Annotated in this window: 18 protein-coding genes; 14 read left to right on the forward strand and 4 right to left on the reverse strand. The window is 41.1% G+C overall.

Features of this window, described 5'->3' with window-relative positions:
* Positions 1-25 precede the first annotated feature (25 nt).
* From thrC to AXE83_RS01720, 7 genes are all read left to right on the forward strand, one after another.
* Positions 26-1,510: a threonine synthase gene (gene thrC, locus AXE83_RS01690; protein ID WP_060955184.1), complete on the forward strand. Its 1,485-nt coding sequence runs from the start codon at positions 26-28 to the stop codon at positions 1,508-1,510.
* Positions 1,511-1,570: 60 nt separating this feature from the next.
* Positions 1,571-2,851, forward strand: a complete 1,281-nt coding sequence (locus AXE83_RS01695; protein ID WP_060955185.1) for an MATE family efflux transporter — start codon at positions 1,571-1,573, stop codon at positions 2,849-2,851.
* Between the two features lie 3 nt (positions 2,852-2,854).
* Entirely contained in the window at positions 2,855-3,469 is a 615-nt protein-coding gene (locus AXE83_RS01700; RefSeq protein ID WP_060955186.1) for an HAD-IA family hydrolase, read from the forward strand.
* A gap of 176 nt (positions 3,470-3,645) precedes the next feature.
* Positions 3,646-4,731 (forward strand): LysM peptidoglycan-binding domain-containing protein, encoded by a 1,086-nt coding sequence (locus AXE83_RS01705; protein WP_060955187.1) that lies wholly within the window; start codon positions 3,646-3,648, stop codon positions 4,729-4,731.
* Positions 4,732-4,881: 150 nt separating this feature from the next.
* Entirely contained in the window at positions 4,882-5,745 is an 864-nt protein-coding gene (locus tag AXE83_RS01710) for a DUF2262 domain-containing protein (protein ID WP_060955188.1), read from the forward strand.
* A gap of 316 nt (positions 5,746-6,061) precedes the next feature.
* Positions 6,062-6,487, forward strand: a complete 426-nt coding sequence (locus AXE83_RS01715; RefSeq protein WP_060955189.1) for a MarR family winged helix-turn-helix transcriptional regulator — start codon at positions 6,062-6,064, stop codon at positions 6,485-6,487.
* A gap of 10 nt (positions 6,488-6,497) precedes the next feature.
* A complete protein-coding gene (locus AXE83_RS01720; RefSeq protein ID WP_060955190.1) occupies positions 6,498-6,860 on the forward strand; it encodes a DUF1304 domain-containing protein in 363 nt (120 codons plus the stop codon).
* A 47-nt stretch (positions 6,861-6,907) separates the two neighbouring features.
* Here AXE83_RS01720 and AXE83_RS01725 read toward each other — a convergent pair whose 3' ends face one another.
* Positions 6,908-7,765, reverse strand: a complete 858-nt coding sequence (locus AXE83_RS01725; RefSeq protein ID WP_060955191.1) for a DUF975 family protein — start codon at positions 7,763-7,765, stop codon at positions 6,908-6,910.
* A gap of 115 nt (positions 7,766-7,880) precedes the next feature.
* Between AXE83_RS01725 and tgt the strand changes: the two genes are divergently transcribed.
* The 3 genes from tgt (at position 7,881) to AXE83_RS01740 (ending at position 11,592) form a co-directional block, all read left to right on the forward strand.
* The gene (gene tgt, locus AXE83_RS01730) at positions 7,881-9,023 is read left to right on the forward strand and encodes a tRNA guanosine(34) transglycosylase Tgt (protein ID WP_004250663.1); all 1,143 of its coding nucleotides are present in this window, start codon (positions 7,881-7,883) and stop codon (positions 9,021-9,023) included.
* A gap of 132 nt (positions 9,024-9,155) precedes the next feature.
* Positions 9,156-10,973, forward strand: a complete 1,818-nt coding sequence (locus tag AXE83_RS01735; RefSeq protein ID WP_001220901.1) for an acyltransferase family protein — start codon at positions 9,156-9,158, stop codon at positions 10,971-10,973.
* A 277-nt stretch (positions 10,974-11,250) separates the two neighbouring features.
* Positions 11,251-11,592 carry a metal-sulfur cluster assembly factor gene (locus tag AXE83_RS01740; RefSeq protein ID WP_045763083.1) on the forward strand — a complete coding sequence of 114 codons (342 nt, stop codon included), beginning with the start codon at positions 11,251-11,253 and terminating at the stop codon, positions 11,590-11,592.
* 43 nt (positions 11,593-11,635) lie between these two features.
* On the opposite strand, the gene AXE83_RS01745 is transcribed toward AXE83_RS01740, so the two are convergent.
* Both AXE83_RS01745 and ilvD read right to left on the reverse strand, forming a co-directional pair.
* Complete coding sequence (locus tag AXE83_RS01745; protein ID WP_060955192.1) at positions 11,636-12,004, reverse strand: hypothetical protein; 369 nt, start codon at positions 12,002-12,004, stop codon at positions 11,636-11,638.
* 105 nt (positions 12,005-12,109) lie between these two features.
* Positions 12,110-13,813, reverse strand: a complete 1,704-nt coding sequence (ilvD, locus tag AXE83_RS01750) for a dihydroxy-acid dehydratase (protein WP_060955193.1) — start codon at positions 13,811-13,813, stop codon at positions 12,110-12,112.
* A gap of 184 nt (positions 13,814-13,997) precedes the next feature.
* On the opposite strand from ilvD, the gene AXE83_RS01755 reads away from it, so the two are divergent.
* The 4 genes from AXE83_RS01755 (at position 13,998) to rpmG (ending at position 15,707) form a co-directional block, all read left to right on the forward strand.
* Positions 13,998-15,005, forward strand: coding sequence for an SPFH domain-containing protein (locus AXE83_RS01755; protein ID WP_060955194.1), 1,008 nt, complete (start codon positions 13,998-14,000; stop codon positions 15,003-15,005).
* Positions 15,006-15,007: 2 nt separating this feature from the next.
* The gene (locus tag AXE83_RS01760; RefSeq protein WP_000796544.1) at positions 15,008-15,208 is read left to right on the forward strand and encodes a PTS ascorbate transporter subunit IIC; all 201 of its coding nucleotides are present in this window, start codon (positions 15,008-15,010) and stop codon (positions 15,206-15,208) included.
* A gap of 151 nt (positions 15,209-15,359) precedes the next feature.
* Positions 15,360-15,542, forward strand: a complete 183-nt coding sequence (gene rpmF, locus AXE83_RS01765; protein ID WP_000290417.1) for a 50S ribosomal protein L32 — start codon at positions 15,360-15,362, stop codon at positions 15,540-15,542.
* 15 nt (positions 15,543-15,557) lie between these two features.
* Positions 15,558-15,707 (forward strand): 50S ribosomal protein L33, encoded by a 150-nt coding sequence (gene rpmG / locus AXE83_RS01770; RefSeq protein ID WP_001265622.1) that lies wholly within the window; start codon positions 15,558-15,560, stop codon positions 15,705-15,707.
* A 75-nt stretch (positions 15,708-15,782) separates the two neighbouring features.
* Here rpmG and AXE83_RS11375 read toward each other — a convergent pair whose 3' ends face one another.
* Complete coding sequence (locus tag AXE83_RS11375; protein ID WP_080566886.1) at positions 15,783-15,968, reverse strand: FanG protein; 186 nt, start codon at positions 15,966-15,968, stop codon at positions 15,783-15,785.
* Positions 15,969-15,995: the final 27 nt, after the last annotated feature.

A 15,995-nucleotide genomic window follows, 5' to 3' on the forward strand; every position in this document is an offset into this window, starting at 1 on the left:
GACTATAGATAAAGGATAGAGATTTATGACATTAGTTTATCAATCAACGCGTGATGCGAAAAATACCGTAACAGCTAGCCAAGCTATTTTGCAAGGTTTGGCAACAGATGGAGGCTTATTTACTCCAGTTAGCTATCCAAAGGTAGATTTGGATTTTGATACATTAAAAGATGCTTCTTACCAAGAAGTGGCTAAGCTGGTCTTGTCAGCTTTCTTGGATGACTTTACAGCAGAAGAGTTGGACTACTGTATCACCAATGCCTATGACAGCAAGTTTGATACACCAGCCATTGCCCCTCTTGTCAAACTTAATGGCCAATACAACTTGGAACTTTTCCACGGTTCAACCATTGCCTTTAAGGATATGGCCTTGTCTATCTTGCCATACTTTATGACAACAGCTGCCAAGAAACATGGCTTGGAAAACAAGATTGTCATCTTGACAGCGACATCTGGGGACACTGGGAAAGCTGCTATGGCAGGATTTGCGGATGTTCCTGGAACTGAAATTATCGTCTTTTATCCAAAAGATGGTGTCAGCAAGGTGCAAGAATTGCAAATGACCACTCAAACTGGCGACAATACTCATGTTATCGCTATTGATGGGAACTTTGACGATGCGCAAACAAATGTTAAACATATGTTTAACGATGTGGCTCTTCGTGAAAAATTGGCAGCTAACAAGCTCCAGTTCTCATCAGCCAACTCTATGAATATTGGCCGTTTGGTACCACAGATTGTCTATTATGTTTATGCTTACGCTCAGCTTGTTAAGACTGGCGAGATTAAGGCTGGTGACAAGGTTAACTTCACCGTACCGACAGGAAATTTTGGTAATATCTTGGCTGCCTTTTACGCTAAGCAAATCGGTCTACCAGTTGGAAAACTGATCTGTGCTTCAAATGACAATAATGTCTTGACAGACTTCTTCAAGACTCGTGTCTATGACAAGAAGCGTGAGTTTAAGGTAACCACTAGCCCATCTATGGATATCTTGGTATCTTCAAACTTGGAGCGTTTGATTTTCCACCTTTTGGGTAATGATGCGGTTAAGACAGCTGAACTCATGGATGCTTTGAACACTCAAGGTCAGTATGAATTGACAGATTTTGATGCAGAGATTCTTGACCTCTTTGCAGCAGAATATGCGACAGAAGCAGAAACAGCTGCAGAAATCAAGCGTGTTTATGAGTCAGACTCTTACATCGAGGATCCTCATACAGCAGTTGCTTCAGCCGTATTTAAAAAATACCAAGCAGCAACAGGCGATGTAACTAAGACGGTGATTGCTTCAACAGCTAGTCCTTACAAATTCCCAGTGGTTGCGGTGGAAGCTGTGACAGGAAAATCAGGTCTTAGCGACTTTGAAGCCTTGGCTCAATTACATGAAATCTCAGGAGTAACAGTGCCACCAGCAGTGGATGGCCTTGAAACAGCTCCAGTTCGTCACAAGACAACTGTTGCAACATCAGAGATGCAGACTGCAGTAGAATCTTATCTAGGACTTTAAAAGAGAGGAAGTAAACTCGGTTGGGAAACTAACTGAGTTTCTTTTCATCAGGAGGAAGGATTGTTTAAGAAATATAAAGACATTCTCAACATAGCTCTGCCAGCCATGGGTGAAAATTTCTTGCAGATGCTCATGGGAATGGTGGACAGCTATCTGGTAGCCCATCTAGGTTTGATAGCCATTTCGGGTGTATCTGTAGCGGGCAATATTATCACCATTTATCAGGCTATTTTTATTGCTTTGGGAGCGGCTATTTCCAGCGTCATTTCCAAAAGTTTGGGACAGAAAGATCAATCTAAACTAGCCTATCATGTGACAGAAGCGCTCAAGATTACTCTGCTACTGAGTTTAGTTTTAGGGGGCTTGTCCATCTTTGCCGGTCAAGAGATGATTGGTCTTTTGGGGACAGAAGCGGCTGTGGCTGAGAGTGGTGGACTATACCTAGCTTTGGTTGGTGGGACAATCGTCCTCTTGGGCTTGATGACTAGTTTAGGAGCCTTGATTCGCGCCACCCATAATCCGCGCCTTCCTCTCTATGTAAGTCTTTTATCCAATGCCCTGAATATTCTCTTTTCAAGTCTAGCTATTTTTGTTCTTGATATGGGGATAGCTGGTGTAGCTTGGGGGACTATTTTGTCTCGTTTGGTCGGGGTTGTGATTTTGTGGTCACAATTAAAACTTCCATATACGAGACCAAATTTTGGACTGGACAAAGACTTGCTGACTTTGGCTTTACCTGCAGCGGGAGAACGTCTCATGATGCGAGCTGGAGATGTGGTCATTATTGCCTTAGTTGTTTCTTTCGGAACTGAGGCAGTCGCAGGAAATGCAATCGGTGAAGTCTTGACCCAGTTTAACTATATGCCAGCCTTTGGTGTCGCTACAGCAACAGTCATGCAGGTGGCTCGAGCAGTTGGAGAAGATGATTGGGCAAGGGTATACAACTTAAGTAAGCAAACTTTTTGTCTTTCCCTCTTTCTTATGTTGCCCTTAACACTCAGTATCTATGCTCTGGGAACGCCCCTAAGTCACCTCTACACTAGTGATCCTGTGGCTATTGAAGCAAGTGTTATGGTGACGCTGTTCTCTCTACTAGGGACTCCTATGACGACGGGGACAGTCATTTATACAGCTGTCTGGCAAGGTTTGGGAAATGCCCGACTTCCCTTTTATGCGACAAGTATCGGAATGTGGTGTATCCGTATCGGAACAGGGTATCTGATGGGAATTGTTCTTGGTTGGGGCTTGCCTGGTATCTGGGCAGGAACGCTTTTGGATAATGGTTTCCGTTGGATTTTCCTACGCTATCGTTATAAGCAATATATCTCTTTGAAAGGATGACATATGAAAAAAATTGGATTTATCTGGGATTTAGATGGGACCTTGTTGGATTCTTATGAGGCTATTTTAGCAGGAATCGAAGAGACTTTTGCCCAGTTTGACATTCCTTATGATAAGGCTAAGGTTCGTGCCTTTATTCTACAAACTTCCGTTCAAGATCTGTTGGAAAAGGTGGGAGAAGAAAGAGGCTTGGATGCAGATATGCTCAATCAGGTTCGTGCTCAGAGCTTGGCTGAGAAGAATGCTCAAGTGGTTCTGATGCCAGGGGCGCGTGAAATCTTAACTTGGGCAGACCAGCAAGGAATTGAGCAGTTTGTTTATACCCATAAAGGGGATAATGCTTTTACAATTTTAGAGAACTTGGGTTTGGCCCACTATTTCACAGAAATTTTAACCAATCAAAGTGGCTTTGCTCGGAAGCCTAGTCCAGAAGCTGCGATCTATTTGCTAGATAAGTATGGACTAGATCCTCAGCAGACTTATTATATCGGTGATCGGATTTTGGATATCGAATTTGCTCAAAATAGTGGGATTCAGAGTATCAATTTCCTTGCCTCACCTGTACCTTGTAATCAACAGATAGAGCATTTAGAAGACATTAGCTCGCTTTCCTTTTAGAATTTTCTTCAAGAAGAATGTGTCAGCCTGATGACAAGAAACTAACAAACTATTTCAAGTAGTGCGATTTGTTACAAGGAATGTACAGTTCTGTTAAATAGCCCCAAAAGGGCTTTTTTTCTATTTTCTTTGTGTTATGATAGACAGGTACTACATTTGAAAAGGAGTTTGATAGTATGAAGAAACGAATTATTTTAGCATCAACAGTGGCTCTATCACTTGCCCCTACCTTGGCAACTCAAGCAGAAGAACTAGTATGGACAGCGCGTAGTGTTGAGCAAATTCAAAACGATGTTACTAAGAATGAGAATAAAACAAGCTATACGATTCAGTATGGAGATACTCTAAGTACCATTGCCGAAGCTTTGGGAGTGGATGTGACCGTTCTTGCTAACTTGAACAAGATCAGCAATATTGATCTGATTTTCCCTGAGACAGTGCTTACTACAACTGTTAATGATGAGGAAGAAGTGACGGAAGTTGAAATCCAAACACCTCAAGCGGCTTCTAGTGAAGAAGTGACAACTGCGACAGCAGATTTGACAACCAATCAAGTGACTGTAGATGACCAAACTGTACAGGTTGAAGATTTAACTCAACCAGTTGAAGAAACAGAGGCTCAAGTTGAAGCAGTAGCACCACAAGCGACTGAAGAAACAGTAGCAGAGGTTACTACAGAAGTTGTAACACCAGCGGAAGAGCCGGTAGCAGAGGCTACTACTGAAACTGTAGCAGAAGTTGCGAGTCCAGTAGTAGAGAACTCAACTCCAGTAGTGGAGGAAACAGCTGTAGAGACGGCTACAAGCTCATCTGATACAGAAGACGTTACCTATCAAGCAGAACCAAGTCAGCACTCTTCAAATACTTATGCAGCCCCAGCAGCTCCTGACTATGCAGGACTTGCTGCAGCAAAATCAGAGAATGCAGGACTTCAACCACAAACAGCTGCCTTTAAAGAAGAAATTGCTAACTTGTTCGGCATTACATCTTTTAGCGGATACCGTCCAGGAGATAGTGGCGACCATGGAAAAGGTCTTGCCATTGACTTTATGGTTCCAGTAAGCTCAGCTCTTGGAGACCAAATTGCAGATTATGCTATCCAAAATATGGCTAGCCGTGGAATCAACTACATCATCTGGAAACAACGTTTCTACGCACCATACGATAGCAAATATGGACCAGCCTACACTTGGAATCCAATGCCAGATCGTGGAAGCATCACAGAAAACCACTATGACCACGTTCACGTATCGATGAACTAATAGAAAGAGAAGTTGAAACTAATCTAGTTTCGGCTTCTTTTTTGTAAAAATAGTATTGATAAGTGAAATAAAATCTAAAACATGATAAAATGTAAGCGTATACAAATAACAGTACTAAGGCATTAAAAGCAGAGAGAGAGGATGAAGTGAATGACAAAACGATTGAAAACTCCATTTGAGAAAACAAGAGATGATTTTGAACAGGAATTTACTGGAGAAATTGTTGAGCTCTTGATTTTTACCCTCCAAAATGTAAATGGGGCTGCTTCTTTAAAAGATGGTTGTCTAATGCCGTCAGTTCATTTTAAAGCTAGTGTCAATGTTGAAACTCAGGAGTTCTCTGAACGTGAGGGACGTTTGGAATGGCTCCTGACCCCAGAAGAATTTGAAGAAAAGCATTGGGGCTTTAGTTTTGAACCCTACAAAATTCATCATATCAAATGCCAAAAACGCCCCTTCATGGAGTTAGAGCCATATATGTCAGAAGTAGCTAATAACTGCTACCACTTGCTGGAATACTTAGATGACCAATCTACAGACGCTAGGTTAGAGACCTTGATTGAAACCTATCAAAAACCTGTTATCATTCAAGACGATATTGGCGAATTCACCTTAAACAGAGCCTATTCTTGGTTTGAAGGCTTCATCACCTATGAAGGCGGTAAGATTCATGCTATGTTTGCTGCGAGTGCAGATGAAAGTCTCCCTCCAAGATCTTTTGATGATCTAAAGAAATTTATGGGAACTTTCCAAGTTCAAGATACTCGGATTAAAGACTATATTGTCAAAGAACTGTGGGAAACAGCTCAAGACTGGATAGATTCAGATGAAAATGATGTGGAGTTAACAGAAGAGTATTTTACCAACTCACTTTCCTTGAGTGAACTATCGATCAACGAAGATGGAGAATTGACCCTCTACTATGATGATCGTGAAGAAATTTTTGCAGGCCATGCCATCGAAGTTGTCATAGATAAAGATGGAGAAATCCTTCGAGCAGATTTGGTAGGCTAGTAATTGGGTTCTCAATAGATTTTAGAAGAAATAGAGGCTGGGACAAAAAATCCCAGCCTCGCTTTATAGTTACCATGCTCGTCTAAGGAAAACTTCCTTTTTCAATCCATATCCTTGACTACTTTACTAGCTTGATGAAGCTTGAGAGGTCTTGGAATAGTATATTCAGACTAGGACTTTCGCTTTTTGTTACATTGTCTATGTTTCAGAAATATGAGCAAAAGACTTGCATTATGAATTTATTTGTTTTACAATTGACTAATCAATTATTGACTAATAAATCATTGATAAATCAAATATTCACAAGGAGATAGAAATGGCAGAAATACACGAATTACTTTATCAAGTTCGCTTAACAGACCAAATCATCACACAACTTTTTGAGAAACAGTTGGGAATCAGTTTGACTCGCTATCAAATCCTGCAGTTTTTATTGCAAAACTCACCTTGTAACCAAATTGCCGTTCAGGAGAAGTTAGAGATTGACCCGGCAGCCTTGACCCGTCATTTCAAGATTTTAGAGTCAGAGGGCTATGTCAGTCGTAAGCGAAATCCAGTCAATCAACGAGAAGTCTTAGTTGAATTAACCCAAGAAGCCAAGAATCAACTCTTGGTCAATCCGCCTAAACATCACTTGAAAGTGAAGGAACAGATGGAGAGCATCTTATCGCCTGCTGAGCAGAAAGAGCTGACGACTTTACTGACCAAGCTAGTGTCAGGTCTAGAAAACATTGAATTTTAAGGAGAAAACGATGTCAATTATTACTACTATTTTAGCAACACTTGTTGCCCTCGAACATTTTTATATTTTTTATTTGGAGACTATGGCAACGCAATCGGACACAACCAGTCGTGTCTTTAATATGGACAAGGAAGAGTTGACTCGCCCCTCTGTCACCTCACTGTTTAAAAACCAAGGAATTTATAATGCTTTGATTGGGGTATTTCTTATTTACGGAATTTATTTCTCACATAGCTTAGAAATCGTAACAATCTTTGTGTTGTTTGTCATAGGAGCAGCGACTTATGGTGCCTTAACAGCAGATAAAAAAATCATTCTAAAGCAAGGCGGAGCAGCAATCCTAGCACTCTTGAGTATCCTTTTCTTAAAATAAAAATAACCAGCACTTTCCATAGAAGGTGCTGGTTTTAATCATTCACATTAAACTTTTCTCCGCTTGATTTCGAGTAATCTTTGATAGAAGAAGAATTGACTACTATAGATATAAGGGAAAGAAGGGATGCTCGCAATTCCAAAGCTGATCCAGATAAGAAGATACCATGGTAGGAGTTGTAAATCAAGTACGAAGCGTTGGAACTTATAGCCTTTCATAAGGAAGCGACTGGTTTTGAGTACGCGACTTGGCTTGGCAATTCCAATTGCAAGGGTATCACAAAGGAGCAGCTCTACTTGGGAATAAGCGTAGTATTGCGGCAGATAGGCAATGGTTCCCAAAATCATCAGAAAGACGCTACCAAAGAAGTAAAGTGCAAAAGTGAGCAGAAAATGTTCGATATCTGAATTGGTGACGTCGACAGCTGGAAATTCGGGATGAAGTTCTACAAATTTACGAGCCATGGCACTGCTGTAAAAGAGCAAGTAAACTCCAAAAAGATTAGGGATGCTCCACAAAAAGAGATAGAAACGCTTGAGCAAGAGAGTCAGAAAGGTCTGGGTGAAGAAGCGATTGTCAAGTAAGGACAGACTATCTTTAAAAGAAAGCTCTATCTCGGAAATTCTGTAAAGATTAATGGTTGTAAAAAGAGCACCAGCTAGGATAATAGAACTTGTGAATCCAACTGCTAGAGGAAAGAGTGAGGACTGAATCAAGCTCATCAAAAAAGTAAAGAAGGATTGCTCAAGAATTCCCTCATCAAGTAGGGATAACGGACTTATGAAGCTAGATAGAATCAAGAAAATGCTTGGTAATAAAAAGACAAGCAATAAACGTGGATGTTCAGCTTGAAACTGTTTAGCTTGTTGACGAACTTCTTTTAAATCAATTTTTGGGTATTTCATTCTTTCATTATACCATAGTTCGTGACAGTTCCTGTTTTTTTTGATAGAATCATACAGTATGCCCTTGGGCACAAAGTAAGAACTGGGACTGTCTTTTCCAGCTTCGGAGGTAAAAATGTCAGATTCACCAATCAAATATCGTTTGATTAAAAAAGAAAAACACACGGGAGCTCGTCTGGGTGAGATTATCACGCCACACGGAACCTTCCCAACTCCTATGTTTATGCCAGTTGGGACTCAAGCAACGGTCAAAACCCAATCACCAGAAGAGTTGAAAGAGATGGGTTCGGGGATTATCCTCTCTAATACCTATCACTTGTGGTTGCGTCCTGGAGATGAGTTGATTGCACGAGCAGGTGGGCTTCATAAGTTCATGAACTGGGACCAACCTATCTTGACGGATAGTGGCGGTTTCCAAGTATACTCTCTAGCGGATAGTCGTAACATCACAGAAGAAGGGGTAACGTTTAAGAACCACCTCAATGGTTCTAAAATGTTTCTATCACCTGAAAAAGCCATCTCTATCCAAAACAATCTAGGGTCAGACATTATGATGTCCTTTGACGAATGTCCTCAATTTTATCAGCCTTATGATTATGTGAAGAAGTCAATCGAACGTACCAGCCGTTGGGCTGAGCGTGGATTAAAAGCTCATCGTCGTCCACATGACCAAGGCTTGTTTGGGATTGTACAAGGTGCAGGATTTGAAGATCTTCGTCGTCAGTCAGCTCATGACCTTGTCAGCATGGACTTCCCAGGCTACTCTATCGGAGGGTTGGCAGTAGGTGAAACTCATGAAGAGATGAACGCAGTTTTGGACTTCACCACTCAACTCCTTCCTGAAAACAAACCTCGCTACTTGATGGGAGTAGGAGCGCCAGATAGCTTGATTGATGGCGTAATTCGTGGGGTCGATATGTTTGACTGTGTCTTGCCGACTCGTATCGCTCGTAACGGAACTTGTATGACAAGCCAAGGACGTTTGGTTGTCAAGAATGCCCAGTTTGCGGAGGACTTTACCCCACTTGATCCTGAGTGCGATTGCTACACATGTAAGAACTACACCCGTGCCTACCTTCGTCACTTGCTCAAGGCTGACGAAACCTTTGGTATCCGCTTGACAAGTTATCATAACCTCTACTTCTTGCTCAATCTTATGAAGCAGGTTCGTCAGGCTATTATGGATGACAATCTCTTGGAATTCCGTGAGCATTTTGTTGAAAAATATGGCTACAATAAATCAGGTCGTAATTTCTAAGATTATCAATCTAAAGCTGAAATCCTAAGTTTTCTCTTAGGATTTTTCTTCTTTTTTTGATAAAATAAAGGTAATATGGAATGAACATTAGATGGTTTTTTTACTACTCTAATGAACGGAGAATAAACTCGTATGCGTATTAAATGGTTTTCCTTGATCAGGATTACAGGCTTACTCTTGGTGCTTTTGTACCATTTCTTTCAGACGGTTTTTCCAGGAGGTTTCTTCGGGGTTGATGTCTTTTTCACCTTCTCAGGTTTCCTAATTACGTCACTCCTGTTAGAAGAATTTGGACAAAAAGGGAAGATTGATATCTTAGGATTTTTCAGGAGACGCTTCTATCGGATTTTTCCCCCAGTCGTCTTGATGATCCTGGTCGTTATGCCTTTTACTTTCTTGGTTCGACAGGATTATGTGGCAGGAATCGGTGGTCAGATTGCTGGTGTCCTTGGTTTTATGACTAACTTCTATGAAATGCTGACAGGAGGAAGTTATGAATCTCAATTTATCCCTCACCTCTTTGTTCACAACTGGAGTTTAGCGGTTGAAGTTCATTACTATATCTTGTGGGGCTTGGCAGTTTGGCTCATGTCTAAGCAAGCTAAAACAGGTGGGCAACTACGGGGAATGGTCTTTCTACTATCTTCAGCTACCTTCGTCGTTAGCTTTCTTTCAATGTTTATTGGTAGCTTTATCGTTAGCTCATACTCAACGCTTTACTTTTCAAGTTTGACTCATGTTTATCCATTCTTTTTAGGAAGTGTGCTTGCGACCTTGATAGGAGTTCGTCATACGACACCTCTTCTCAAACGTTTGAATCAAACCCTAGACTTGAAACAGACCTTGCTAGTATTTGGGGCTGGTCTCGGAGTTTTACTCTTATTGACCTTCTTCGTGAAATTTAATTATCTCTTTGCCTACTTGCTTGGCTTCTTGTTGGCAAGTTTAGCTGCCCTTCTGATGATAGTCGCAGCACGAGTTTTACATGAGAAAACTCCGACGATTGAAGAACCCAAGGTAATTAGCTTCTTAGCTGATACGAGCTATGCCGTTTATCTTTTCCATTGGCCGTTTTATATCATTTTCTCTCAGTTGATGAGCAACCTACCGGCAGTGATTCTCACCACTATCTTTTCTTATCTCTTTGCAAGCCTTTCTTTCTATGTGATTGAACCTTTCATTGCCGGGAAGAACACTAGCTTATTGCAAAGGGTAAAAGAAATTCCGCACATTCAACCAATCTTTGCAGGTAGCGTCGGTTTTCTTAGCTTGCTGACACTGATTGTGATGCTCATAGCTCCTCAAGTCGGTGCTTTTGAAACGGATTTGATGGTAAATGGCCTCAATCAAGCTCAAACCAATATTACCCGTACAAAAACCATGGCGGATCAAGCAGAAGCCAGTCGCTACAATATTGCTGAAGGTGTATCCATTATCGGAGATTCTGTAACCTTGCGTGCAACACCTGGACTTAAAGAGGTTCTACCAGACGCTCAGACAGATGGTCAAGTAAGCAGAAATACCAAGCAAGCCAATGCTATTATGCTCAACCACAGTCAGAATAAAGTCCTCCCTAAAATAGTTGTTATTGCTACTGGAGTGAATAACCCTGAGGATTATAAGGCTGATATCGATTCTTTGATAACAAATCTACCTAAGGGACATCAGCTTGTACTTGTGACACCTTATGAGGGTGATACAACTCAAGCAACTCAGCCTTATGTAGAACAGTATGCTAGCTATGTGCGTGAAGTAGCTCAAAAGTATCCTTACATTGAGGTTGCAGACTGGAATCAGGTATCTAAAGATCATCCAGACATCTGGAAAGGAACGGACCAAGTTCACTTTGGAAGTGATAATACCAAATTAGAAGAGGGTGCTAAGCTCTACGCAGAAACGATAGCATCAGCTATCAAGGCCTTGGCAGATAAGCCTGTGAAGTCAAAATAATATTTAAAAAGTAGAGATGACCGTTCTCTACTTTTTCTTTTTAGAAAGTACTTTTTAGAAAGTACTTTTTAGAAAATAATTCATTCTCTAAGCTTCTCTCTCTAACCTATGGCAATATCGTCTTACTCTAGGTTATTAGATCTTTGGGTGGTTTGGCCCAACGATGGCGATCTCTAGGCTTTCGTTTTTATGGGGGATCACGTCTTGATTGGGAAAAACTTGCCAAATTGTCAGAATTATGAGAAAATAGGTGCAGTCAGAAAATGGAGGGAATGCAATGAGAGAAGACATCAAGATTAATGACCGTGCTTTAGCATTAGGAAATCAAATCATTGACAAGCTAGAAAAAGTTTACGATACAGATGTGGAATTAGATGTCTATAATCTTGGCTTGATTTACGAGATTCATTTGGACGAGGCTGGTCTTTGTACAATTGTCATGACCTTCACCGATACAGCCTGTGACTGTGCAGAAAGTTTACCTATTGAAATTGTGGCAGGTCTGAAACAGATTGAAGGAATTGAGGATGTTAGGGTTGAAGTTACCTGGTCACCTGCCTGGAAGATTACACGCATCAGTCGCTATGGACGTATAGCACTTGGACTACCACCGCGCTAAAAAACAAGAGCTCTCTGCTAATAAACAGAGAGCCTTTTTGTTATTAGATTCCTCTAACTGCAAAATAGTGTTCGTTTGGATTTGCAAAGTTAAAGTTAGGGAAAGGTTGAGTATTGATCGAACTAGTGGTATCAGTCACTGCAGCTAGGCGTTGATGAAGACCGTGAAGATCTGCTGACTCAAAGAGTAGGCTGGGTTTCATATCAACTACCTCCGGTGATACTTGACGAATAAAATCCTTAGCATAGATAGTGAAAGTCAGCGTACTGTCAGCGTGAGGTTTCATCTCAAAAGTTTCAAATTCCATTATTTCTGGTTGATTAAAAACTTCAAATCCAATGGCAGACCAAAAGTCTCTCTCCACTGCTACATCATCTACGTAGAGCATAATTCCTGTATTTTGTGAAAACATTGTTTCTCCTTTGTAATCATAGTTAGAGCAAAGATTTTATAACATTCTATGAGAAAATACAAATAACTAGAAAAAGCAGTCATTTAGTGACTGCTTATTTTCTAGTTATTTTTTACCAGATTGTTCCATATTCCAGAAGTCTGTAACAGCACCACGTGATGCAGAAGATACGGTATGGGCATACTTACCAAGGACACCACGGCTATAGAGTGGTGGCAAGGTTGTTTCTGCCTTGCGTTTTTCAAGTTCTTCATCGGAAACGGCCATGGAAATTTCTTTTGTATCTTGGTCGACAGTGACGATATCGCCTGTACGGAGATAGGCAATTGGTCCACCATCCTGAGCTTCAGGAGCGATATGTCCAACAACCAATCCATAAGTACCACCAGAGAAGCGTCCGTCTGTCAAGAGGGCAACCTTGTCTCCTTGTCCCTTACCAACGATCATTGATGAAAGTGATAGCATCTCAGGCATACCAGGACCACCCTTAGGTCCAACGAAACGAACAACGACAACATCGCCATCAACGATTTCATCTGACAAGACAGCTTGGATAGCGTCTTCTTCTGAGTCAAAGACCTTGGCTGGACCAACGTGACGACGAACCTTAACACCTGACACCTTGGCAACTGCACCGTCAGGTGCAAGATTACCGTTCAAGATGATAAGCGGACCGTCCACACGTTTAGGATTTTCAAGTGGCATGATGACTTTTTGACCTGGAGTAAGATCTGCAAAGTCAGCCAAGTTTTCAGCGACAGTCTTACCAGTACATGTGATGCGGTCTCCGTGAAGGAAGCCATTTGCCAACAAGTATTTCATAACCGCAGGCACACCACCAACTTCGTAAAGGTCTTGGAAGACATACTGACCAGAAGGTTTCAAGTCAGCTAAGTGAGGCACACGTTCTTGGATTGTATTGAAGTCTTCAAGTGACAAGTCAACATTAGCTGCGTGGGCAATGGCGAGCAAGTGAAGAGTAGCATTTGTAGAACCACCTAGAGCCATAGTCACAGTAATGGCATCTTCAAAGGCTTCACGAGTCAAGATATCAGACGGTTTGAGACCGAGTTCCAGCATCTTAACAACAGCACGACCGGCTGCTTCGATGTCTTCTTTCTTATCGGCAGATTCAGCTGGGTGAGAAGAAGAACCTGGCAAACTCATCCCCAAAACTTCGATAGCAGTCGCCATAGTATTGGCAGTATACATACCACCACAACCACCAGGGCCAGGGCAGGCGTTACATTCCAGACGTTTCACGTCCTCAGCAGTCATATCGCCGTGATTCCACTTACCGATTCCTTCAAATACAGAAACCAAGTCGATGTCTTTGCCATCCAGTTTTCCAGGGGCGATAGTACCACCGTAAGCGAAAATAGCTGGGATATCCATATTGGCAATGGCAATCATAGAACCAGGCATGTTCTTGTCGCAACCACCGATAGCCACAAAGGCATCCACGTTGTGACCACCCATAGCAGCTTCGATAGAGTCCGCGATGATATCACGTGACGTTAGAGAGAAGCGCATACCAGGCGTTCCCATGGCAATACCGTCTGCTACCGTAATGGTTCCAAATTGAACTGGCCAAGCACCAGCAGATTTGACCCCTTCTTTTGCAAGCTTACCGAAGTCATGCAAGTGGATATTACATGGTGTATTTTCTGCCCAAGTCGAAATGACTCCCACAATTGGTGTTTCAAAGTCCTTATCTGTCATACCAGTCGCACGAAGCATGGCACGGTTTGGTGATTTAACCATGCTGTCATAAATGCTACTGCGGTGACGTTTATCTAATTCTGTCATTAAGTTCCCTCCCATTTCGGTTCTTACCATTATAGCACATTTTAAAAACAATGAACAGAAGAAAATTCTTGAATTTTCAGACAATTCAAACCATTGAAATCTTCTTAAAAAAGATTGCATATTTTTGTTGACATTTAAAATTAAAGTGATATCATTTAGATATCAAAAACAGGAGGTCATTCTGATGACTGAAAAACTAATCAATTCAAAACCAAATGGTGTAGTAGCATTGGTACTCATTGAGTTGGCACTCGTACTTGGTTTCCTTATATTTATAATGGGTGCTGGTTCGGAAAACATTTTTGGAATTATTATCGGGCTTTTATTAATCTTAATTTCAGCACTAGCTCATGCTGGTTTAAAAGTTGTCAAACCTCAGGAAGCACTGGTTTTGACCCTCTTTGGTAACTATACTGGGACCATCAAAGAACCTGGTTTTTACTTTGTCAATCCCTTCAGCATAGCGGTCAATCCTGCAATCCACACTCGACTCGGACAAAGTGGTGATGTTAGCACAAAATCTCCTTTTTCAGGAATGAAATCATCAAATGGTAATGACGTAAATCTTGAAATTGGCAAGAAACAGATTTCCCTCAAAGTTATGACTTTAAGTAATTCTCGTCAAAAGATTAATGATTGCTTAGGGAACCCTGTAGAAATCGGCATCGCGGTAACTTGGAGGGTTGTCGATACAGCCAGAGCAGTCTTCAACGTTGATAACTATAAAGAATATCTGTCATTGCAGTGTGATAGCGCCCTTCGTAATATTGTTCGCATCTATCCTTACGATGTGTCCCCTAATGTAGACACTACAGGTGATGGGCAAGCAGATGAAGGTAGCCTCCGTGGCTCTAGTGAAATTGTAGCCAACCGTATCCGTGAAGAAATCCAAAGTCGTGTTGAGGATGCTGGCTTGGAAATCCTTGAGGCACGTATTACTTACCTAGCTTACGCCCCAGAAATTGCTGCTGTCATGCTTCAACGTCAACAAGCATCAGCCATTATTGATGCACGTAAGATGATTGTTGATGGCGCTGTAGGAATGGTTGAAATGGCACTAGAACGTCTCAATGAAGGAGAATTAGTAGAACTTGACGAAGAACGAAAAGCAGCGATGGTTTCAAATCTCCTAGTCGTTCTCTGTGGCAATCATGATGCACAACCAATTGTCAACACAGGAAGTCTTTACTAAAGATGGCTGAAGCTAAAAAAAAGCAGATTCCCCTTCGACTCTCAACAAAGTTATACGCTGCACTTGCATCATGGGCAGAAGACGACTTTCGTTCAGTCAATGGGCAAATCGAATATCTCCTTACAGAATGTGTCAAACAACGGAAGAAAGACGGAAAATACGTATCAGAAACCATTGACGAACCATTTGAGATTGATATTTAACACCTTCTCCTGTCTGCTAGGTCGGACAGGAGAATTTTTTCATCTTTTTTTGTCAAGTAACTTTACTTTACAAAAAAAATGTGTTATCCTAGTATGGTTGATGAAAATCAGTAGATTGAATCGAATATAAATACCTAAAGGAGAAATCAAAATGGCAGTACCTGCACGTCGCACTTCAAAAGCGAAGAAAAACAAACGTCGTACACACTACAAAGTAACAGCTCCATCTGTAAACTTTGACGAAACTACTGGAGATTACTCACGTTCTCACCGTGTATCACTTAAAGGATACTACAAAGGACGTAAAATCGCTAAAGCTGCATCAGCTGAATAATAGAAGGGAGATACCATGCGCGTAAATATTACACTTGAACACAAAGAATCTGGTGAACGCTTGTACCTTACTTCTAAAAACAAACGTAACACTCCAGACCGTCTTCAATTGAAGAAATACTCACCAAAACTTCGCAAACACGTTGTGTTTACAGAGGTGAAATAATCATTCAATACGAATCAATACAGAAGAAAAACGCATTCAAGCGTTTTTTCTTTTTTTCGATTTCAATACATTTCACTATATTTCAGTCCAAACTCTACCTTTTTCTCTACCTTTTTTAGATAAATATATCATCTGGATATTGAAGTTAAGCCCTGCTATCATTTCGATGGCAGGGCTTTTTAATGTTTGGTACACTACCTTCTTATCTATATTTTGATGGAGCTGAAGTTGACATCTACAAAGTTTAATGTTAAAATACATTCAAAAATATATTTGAATGAGGTGTTT

This window comes from Streptococcus sp. oral taxon 431, from assembly GCF_001553685.1.
Lineage (GTDB): Bacteria > Bacillota > Bacilli > Lactobacillales > Streptococcaceae > Streptococcus.